Here is a 7,879-nt window from a genome sequence, read left to right as displayed (position 1 = left end):
CACTACCCCACCCCCCGGTGCCTGCCCGGCCCGGACCACCCCACCGCCTATGGTCTCCCCATGGGTTGGCGGGGGTCAGCGGCGACGGTGTTGCTGCTCGTGATCGGGGTGATCGGCGGGTACGCCGCGGCGTACGCCCTGGAACCGACCTCCGTGACGGGAGGAGTCCCGGCCCCGGTGGCCGCCCAGTCCCCCAGCGTGCCGGTCGACCCGATCCCGACGGGCAACGCCCAGCCGTCGGTCCCCGGGCTCGAGACCGACCTGGCGATGCGCGAGGGGCGGCTCGGCAACGCCCGGTTCCGCCTGGTCCACCCGGTCCCCCGCGGCTGGTCGAAGATCTACGACGCGCCCGACCAGGTGAAGTGGAAGCGGGCCGGCAACCCGGACAACACCTACCTCCTGCGCGTCCAGCAGGTGCAGTCGCTCAACGACAGCATCGAGGAGATGCTCACCGACCGGATCGACGAGCTCCGGGACGAGGAGGACCGCCTCACCGTCGTCGAGCGCACCGCCAACACGCTGGAGTTCACCTACGTGTCCGAGGGGTTCCTGCGCCACGGGTTCCTGACCTGGCTGGACCTGCGAGGCACCGGGTTCGCCGAGGTCGAGATCGCCGTCACCGGCCGTGAGGTCGACGCCCGCGGGGCCCGGCAGCTGATCAGTCGCGTCGCCGCGGGGATGCGGCAGGCCTGATGTCGCTCCGCGATCGCTGGCGCGAGCAGCGTGCGAGCCGAGAGCTCGACCGCGTGGTCCGCGACGCGGCGAGCCCCTGCGTGGTCCTCCGCGCGGGCGACACCGTGGACGCGGGCCGGCCCGCCCCGGCCACCCTCGTCGACGCGACCGGGCCGGGCCCCCGGCGCGCGATGCGCCGCGCCGGACGACTGTTCTGGCACGTCTCCGAGGGCGGCCGGTACGTCATAGCGGCGGCCGACGACGAGACGGCCGGCCGCATCGAGGCCCAGTGGCGGGCCGTGGCGGCGGGCAGGCGCCCGACCGTGCCGGTGCGCCCACGGTTGCGCCGGGAGCTGCGGCGGGCCGTCGGCGAGGTACGCCGCGACGGCCGTTTCGTCGTCGTCGAGAAGACCGGTGCCAGCCTGCTGAAGGTGGCCGAGGCGCGCAGCGACCTGGTGGTGGGACGCACCGGCCTGGCGCGAGAGGTGCTCCTCCACCGCGACGCGTCGCGCTTCACCCCGGCCCGCGTCGTCACCTCGCACGGCACCGGTGGCGGCGAGGTCCTCACCTCGTGGCGCGTCCCGCCGACGCAGGTACGTCGCTGGAGCGGCGACGTCACGCTCCACGAGGGGATGATCGTGGCCTCGGGTGCCACCCTCCTGCCCGAGACCTTCAAGTGGTTCGAGCACCAGCCCCTGGCGAACGAGCGACTGCGGGACATCACGCCGCAGTTCGCCCGCCTGCGGCGCGAGCCCACCGCGCCGGTGCCGCGCCTGGCGGGCAGCTACTTCTTCCTCGAGTACAAGAACTCCGGGCACTACGGGCACCTGATGACGGAGGGGCTCGCGCGGCTGTGGGGGTGGCAGGAGGCGAGGCGCCACGACCCCGAGGTCCGCCTGCTCCTGCGCCGACACCGTCGCGACCGGGGCCGCGACGTCCTACGACCGGACACCGCCGTGCTGGCCGCCTATGGCGTCTCCCCCGACGACGTCGTCTGGCTGGAGGGACCCGTCGTCGTCGACACGCTCCTCACCGCGACGCCGCAGCTGCACAACAAGGAGCCCTACTCGGTCGACCCGGCCATCGCCGAGGTGTGGGACCGGGTGCTGCACGGCCTGCTCCGCCAGGCACCCGAGCCGTCGGGCCGGGAGCGGGTCTTCGTCACCCGCCACGCCGGCCACCGCCTGTGCCACAACTGGGCCGAGGTGGAGGCCGAGTTCACCGGGGCGGGGTTCGAGGTGGTCGACCCCTCACGGCTGTCCCTGCCCCAGCAGGCCCGGCTCTTCCACGACGCCCGCGTCGTGGGTGGCTTCGGGGGCACCGGCATGTTCAACCTGCTGTTCGCGGCGCAGGGACCCCCGGTCGTGGTGCTCAACCACGCGGCGTACGACGCCCGCAACGAGGAGCTGATCACCGCGGCGCGCGGCAGCGACCTGCACTACTTCTGGAGCGCTCCGGACCGCGCCCACCCCGACGGCGGCTTCGACTACCGGGCGTTCCAGTCGCCGTGGAGCTTCGACACCGCGCAGCACCGCGACCCGTTGCGCTCACTGCTGGGCGAGCTCTGACCCCTGCCTCACATGCCGTGCAGATCGACAGAGTCGAGCACCCGGTTGGCGGTGCCGCGGTCCTCGGCGCGCACCTGCACCCACAGCAGCTGGTTGGCGGTCGCGTGCACGACCCGCTCGACCGTCACCCCGTCGCCGCGCCCGTCGAGCGCGCAGCCGGTGAAGAGCACCGTCATCAGCTCGTCGCCGTCCCGGACGTCGTTGACCGTCGGCCGGGGCGGGTCGCACTCGGGGTGCTGCGGCATCCGGGTGGGGAGGTCGTTGCCGCCCAGCAGTCCGACGAAGACGCCGTGGCCGGGCTCCTCGTCGCCGTTCCAGCCCGCCGCCGTGCCGGCCGAGAGTGCGGGGTACTCCGCCTGCGCGTCGGGCGGTGTCCACCCCTCCTCGTCCACCGCGGCGGTCCAGCGGTCCGGCACGGTCACCGAGATGGTCTGCGAGGCGTCCTCGAGCAGCCGCTCCGCGGTGAGGACCTGCTGGAGGGCGTAGCCACCGACGAGCCCCACCACCAGGGCCGCGGCACCGACGATCGCCCGCCTCCGGCGAGCACCTGGTCGTGCGGAGGCCGCCTCCTCCGCCGACGCGGACGCCGGTGCGCCCTGGGTGTCCGGGGCGAGGTGGGTCAGGCTCGGGTCCGGCGGGATCCACGCGGTCGGCGCCTCGTCGGCCCCTGCGAACGAGCCGTCCAGCGCGGCCGTCAGCGCCGCGACGTACGACGGGACGTCCGGGAAGCGTTGGTCACGCTCGGCGGCCAGGCCGCGGTGCACGACCGCCTCGACGGCCTCGGGCAGCCCGCCGCCCATCGGGGCCGCGGGGCCGGGGTCGGCGGCCGCAGTCAACGAGGCGTGGTCGTAGGGCGCCCGTCCGGCCAGCAGCAGGTAGGTGAGCGCGGCCAGCGAGAACTGGTCGGCCCGCCCGTCGAGCGCCTCGCCCCGGGCCTGCTCGGGAGCGACGAACTGGGGGGTCCCGCCGATCATCGTCAGGCGCGAGGACATGTCCATGGCCTTGCCGAGGCCGAGGTCGCCGAGCATGGCGGTGACCCGGGTGCGGCCGTCGAGCTCGACGGTCCGGAAGAGCACGTTGGCGGGCTTCACGTCGCGGTGCAGCACCCCGCGCTGGTGCAGCGCGTGCAGCCCCGCCCCCACCTGGCCGACGACGTGCACCGCCTGGGCGCGGGTGAGCAGGGACAGGTCGAGGCGGTCCGCCAGCGTCCCCTGGTCGGCGTAGGACATGACGAGGAAGGGGCGCCCGTCGGGCAGCTCGCCGGCGTCGTAGACGCTCACGACGTGCGGCGACTCGACGCGGCGCAGGAAGCGGCCCTCCTCGAGGAAGCGCTGGCGCACGTGCAGGTCCTCGGTCCAGTTGTCGGCCAGCACCTTGATCGCGACCGGCGAGTCGAGCTGGTCGTCGTGGGCCAGCCAGACGGTGGCGAACGCGCCCGCGCCGATGCGCCGCCGCACCGGGTAGCGGCCGAGACACGCGGGGGTGGACACCCCACCATTATGTTGCAGGATTATGTTGCAGGTGTGACGCCTGACGACATCGACGACCTGGCGCGTCGGGCGCGCGACGGGGACCGCGACGCTCTCGAGTCCCTGCTCGGGGCGATCCGCCCGCGTGCGCTCAACGTGTGCCGCGGGGTGCTGCCCTACTCCGGCGACGCCGAGGACGCCTGCCAGGAGGCGCTGCTCAACATCGCCACCAAGATCGGGTCCTGGCACGGCAAGGGCCGCTTCACCACCTGGATGCACGTCGTCGCGCTCAACAGCGCCCGGTCGACCTACCGGCGGCTCAAGAACCAGGCCGTGCCGACCGACTTCGAGGGCGCCCACCACCACGAGCGCCCCGACCCGCGCACCACCTCGGTCATCGCCGGGACCCGCCTCGACCTGCTCGAGGCGATGGAGACCATCGAGCGCGACCACCCGCAGTACGTCGAGCCGCTCATGCTGCGCGACGTCTACGGGCTGCCCTACGACGAGATCGCCCACCTCGTCGGCGCGCCGCTCGGCACGGTCAAGGCGCAGATCCACCACGGCCGCAAGCTGGCGCGGCCGCTGCTGCGGGGCGAGGCGTGAGGAGCCTGCGGCGCGGTACGGCGACGCTCGCCGTCACCGGCCTGCTCGCCGTCGGCACCCTCACCGGCTGTTCCGGGTCGTCCGACTCGTCCTCCTCCGACGACCCGTCGGGCGACTCGTCGCGCGACTCCTCGGGTGCGCCGTCGGGTGCGGCGTCGGCGACCGCGGCTCCCGCGTCCGACGTGCCGACCTCCGAGGCCGTCGAGCCCGACCTGGCCCTGGCCGAGAGCACCCCGGTCGAGGACTCGGTGTACCCCGCCGTGGGGCACCCCGACGTCGACGCGCTGCTCTACGACCTCGACCTCGCATGGGCCCCGACCGATCGGGTCCTCACCGGTTCCGCGTCGCTGACGTTCCGTGCGGCCCGCGACGCGAGGACGTTCCGCCTCGACCTGGCCCCGGCACTCGAGGTCGGGAGCGTGACGCTCGACGGCGAGGAGGCGGCGTACGCACACCGGGGCAAGGACCTCGTGGTCCGCTCCCCGATCGCCGAGGGCGACCGGCACGAGCTGGTCGTGTCCTACTCCGGCAGCCCGCGCCCCGTGCCGGCGCCCACGACCCGCGGCGACTTCTCCACGGTGGGCTTCACCGTCACCGACCGCGGCGAGGTGTGGACGATGCAGGAGCCGTACGGCGCCTACTCGTGGTACCCCGTCAACGACCAGCCCTCCGACAAGGCGCTCTACGACATCAGCGTCACCGTGCCGTCGCCGTGGACCGGGATCGCCAACGGACGGCTGGTCGGGACCGAGACCGAGACCAGGGCGTCAGGCGGCTCGGTGACCACCACCCACTGGCAGCTCGACGAGCCCGCGTCGTCGTACCTCGTGACGCTCGCGATCGGGGACTACGCGCACCGCTCCAACACCTCCGGCAGCGGCGTCGTCATCGACTACTGGACCCCGCGCGGGCTGCCGCTGGCCTACGACGACCTCAAGGTGGCCGCCAAGGCCGTCGACTGGATCGAGCAGCGGCTCGGGCCCTACCCCTTCAGCTCGCTCGGCATGGTGCTCACCGACTCGCAGAGCGCGATGGAGACCCAGACGATGCTGACGCTGGGCAACACCGAGTACGTGCGCTCGGCGCCGGTGGTCCTGCACGAGCTCGTGCACCAGTGGTACGGCGACCAGGTCTCGCCCGCCGACTGGTCCGACGTGTGGATGAGCGAGGGCATGACGATGCTCATGCAGGCGCTCTACGAGGCGGACCGCGGCGGGTACGACGTGTCCGCGCAGATCGCCGAGTGGCGGGACCAGGACCAGGCCCTGCGCGACGAGTACGGGCCCCCCGGCGACTACGACAAGCGCCAGTTCGGCGGCTCCAACATCTACTACCCCCCCGCCGTGATGTGGGACGAGCTGCGTCGCGAGCTCGGCGACGAGGCGTTCTTCGAGATCGCCCGCTCGTGGCTCACCGACCACGACAACCAGTCCGCCACCCGCCAGCAGGTCTTCGACCACTGGGAGGCCGAGAGTGGGCTGGAGCTCACCCGGTTCTTCGACGCCTGGATCACCGGGACCCGTACACCGCCGGAGGGCCTGATCGGCGGCTGACCGTCCGACCGGTTCCGCTGGGCGCGAACGCCCCTTGCCCCCGCCCTCGCCCACGCGGTGGGGTGAGGGCATGCGACTCCTCGTGCTCGGCGGTACCCGGTTCCTCTCCCGCGAGGTCGCGGCCCGCGCGGTGGCCCGCGGCTGGGAGGTGACCTGCGCGTGCCGGGGCTCGTCGGGGACCGTCCCGACGGGCGCCACGCACCTGCGGTGGGACCGGGGCGAGGAGGCACCGGACGCACTGCACGCGGGCGCGTGGGACGCCGTGGTGGACGTCGCCCGGTTGCCCTCCCACGTACGCCGCGCGGTCGCGGCCGTGCCCGACGCCCACTGGGTCTTCGTCTCGACGATCAACGTGTACGCCGACAGCTCCTCGTCGGCCATGGAGCCGCTGGTGGAGCCGGTCACCGAGGACGTGGACCTCGCCACGGACCCCGATGCGTACGGCGCGATGAAGGTCGCCTGCGAGTCGATCGTGCGCTCCGACACCGCCTCGTCCGCGGTGGTGCGTCCCGGGCTGATCGCCGGTCCGGGCGACGAGAGCGGCCGCTTCGCCTACTGGCCCGCGCGCCTGGCCCGTGGCGGCGAGGTGCTCGCCCCCGGCAGCCCCGACGACGTGGTGCAGGTGATCGACGTGCGCGACCTGGCGGCGTGGGTCCTCGACCTCTGCGAGACGCGCACGACCGGGGCGTACGACGCCGTGGGCCGGCCCGTGGCGATCGGCGACCTGCTCGCCGAGGTGGCGGCCGGCGTGGGGGCGTCGACGCCGCTCCTGACGTGGATCGACTCGGGCTTCCTCGAGAGCCGGGGGGTGGAGCCGTGGGCCGGTGACGGCTCGGTGCCGCTGTGGCTGCCGCGACCGGAGTACGACGGGATGATGGCGCACGACCCCGGCCCGGCGGTGGCCGCGGGGCTGCGCCTCCGGCCCGTGGGCGACACCGCCCGCGACAGCCTCGAGGCCCCCGTGCACGGCATCTCGGCCGAGCGTGAGGCGGAGGTGCTCGCCGCCTGGTCCTTCCGCTGACCGGGCTCCGCACTGACCTCCCCCCCTTCCCTGCGCCTGGAACGCACTGACCGGGCAGTTCCGTGCACGTGAAGCGCACGGAGCTGCCCGGTCAGTGGCCATGAGCGGCCAGGAAGTGCCCGCTCACCTCAGAAGAGCAGGGCGCTCCCCGGGTCGGCGAGGATCCCGGCCACGTCCGCGAGGAAGCGTGAGCCCTTCTCCCCGTCGATGTGGCGGTGGTCGAAGGACAGGGCCAGCGTGGTCACGTCGCGCACCACGATCTCGCCCTCCTCCGATACCCAGGGCCGCTTGTTGATCGCGCCGAAGCACAGGATCGCGGACTCGCCCGGGTTGATGATCGGCGTACCGGCGTCGACGCCGAAGACGCCGACGTTGGTGATCGTGAACGTCCCGCCCGCCATCTCGGCCGGCTGCGTCTTGCCGTCGCGCGCGGTGGCCGTGAGGTCGCCGAGCGCACCGGCCAGCTCGACCATCGACATCGCGTCGGCGTCCTTGACGTTGGGCACGACCAGCCCGCGCGGGGTGGCCGCGGCGATGCCGAGGTTGACGTAGTGCTTGTGCACGACCTCCTGCGCGGCGTCGTCCCAGTAGGAGTTGATCTCCGGGGTGCGCTTCATCGCCAGCAGCACGGCACGCGACAGCACGAGGAGCGGGCTGATGCGCACGTCCTTGAGCTCGCGCCGCGCCTTGAGCCGCTCGACGAGCTGCATCGTGGCGGTCACGTCGACGGTGATCCACTCGGTGACGTGCGGGCTGGTGAAGGCCGACTGGCTCATCGCCTGGGCCATCATCTTGCGCACRCCCTTGACGGGCTCGCGGGTCTCCCGCGGCTGCTCGTCGGTACGACGGGGGGCCGGGGCCGGGACGGCGGCGTCCCAGCCGTGGTCGGTCCCGCCCGCGGACGCGGCGGACTCGACGTCGGCGCGAGTGATCACGCCGCCGGGGCCGGCGCCGGTGAGCAGCGCGAGGTCGACCCCGAGGTCCTTGGCC

General features: G+C 73.5%; 7 protein-coding genes. 5 read left to right on the top strand and 2 right to left on the bottom strand.

The window, feature by feature from the left end:
* Both AC1DQF_RS20675 and AC1DQF_RS20670 read left to right on the top strand, forming a co-directional pair.
* Window positions 1–693 (top strand): hypothetical protein (locus tag AC1DQF_RS20675; RefSeq protein WP_477527110.1); only part of this gene is annotated, 693 nt, incomplete at its 5' end.
* Window positions 693–2,240, top strand: a complete 1,548-nt coding sequence (locus tag AC1DQF_RS20670; RefSeq protein WP_477527109.1) for a glycosyltransferase family 61 protein — start codon at window positions 693–695, stop codon at window positions 2,238–2,240. The genes AC1DQF_RS20675 and AC1DQF_RS20670, both read left to right, overlap by 1 nt.
* 8 nt (window positions 2,241–2,248) lie before the next feature.
* Here the strand turns inward: AC1DQF_RS20670 and AC1DQF_RS20665 are convergent, their stop codons facing one another.
* Window positions 2,249–3,730 (bottom strand): serine/threonine-protein kinase, encoded by a 1,482-nt coding sequence (locus AC1DQF_RS20665; RefSeq protein ID WP_477527108.1) that lies wholly within the window; start codon window positions 3,728–3,730, stop codon window positions 2,249–2,251.
* A gap of 33 nt (window positions 3,731–3,763) precedes the next feature.
* Here AC1DQF_RS20665 and AC1DQF_RS20660 point away from each other — a divergent pair, with 33 nt between their 5' ends.
* The 3 genes from AC1DQF_RS20660 (at window position 3,764) to AC1DQF_RS20650 (ending at window position 6,889) form a co-directional block, all read left to right on the top strand.
* Window positions 3,764–4,315, top strand: coding sequence for an RNA polymerase sigma factor (locus AC1DQF_RS20660; protein WP_477527107.1), 552 nt, complete (start codon window positions 3,764–3,766; stop codon window positions 4,313–4,315).
* On the top strand, window positions 4,312–5,868 hold the full coding sequence (locus AC1DQF_RS20655; protein ID WP_477527106.1) for a M1 family metallopeptidase: 1,557 nt from the start codon (window positions 4,312–4,314) through the stop codon (window positions 5,866–5,868). Before AC1DQF_RS20660 ends, AC1DQF_RS20655 begins: the two co-directional genes overlap by 4 nt.
* 70 nt (window positions 5,869–5,938) lie before the next feature.
* Window positions 5,939–6,889: an NAD-dependent epimerase/dehydratase family protein gene (locus AC1DQF_RS20650; RefSeq protein ID WP_477527105.1), complete on the top strand. Its 951-nt coding sequence runs from the start codon at window positions 5,939–5,941 to the stop codon at window positions 6,887–6,889.
* A gap of 128 nt (window positions 6,890–7,017) precedes the next feature.
* Here AC1DQF_RS20650 and AC1DQF_RS20645 read toward each other — a convergent pair.
* Window positions 7,018–7,879, bottom strand: an 862-nt coding sequence (locus tag AC1DQF_RS20645) for a dihydrolipoamide acetyltransferase family protein (RefSeq protein ID WP_477527104.1), incomplete at its 5' end; no start/stop codon positions are given.

The organism is Nocardioides sp. P4_G4, assembly GCF_056401085.1.
This window is presented reverse-complemented; position numbering and strand designations above follow the sequence as displayed.

Excerpts from the sequence above, each read along its gene's own strand:
- AC1DQF_RS20650 (WP_477527105.1), top strand. The coding sequence starts at position 5,939 with ATGCGACTCCTCGTGCTCGGCGGTACCCGGTTCCTCTCCCGCGAGGTC.
- AC1DQF_RS20670 (WP_477527109.1), top strand. The coding sequence starts at position 693 with ATGTCGCTCCGCGATCGCTGGCGCGAGCAGCGTGCGAGCCGAGAGCTC.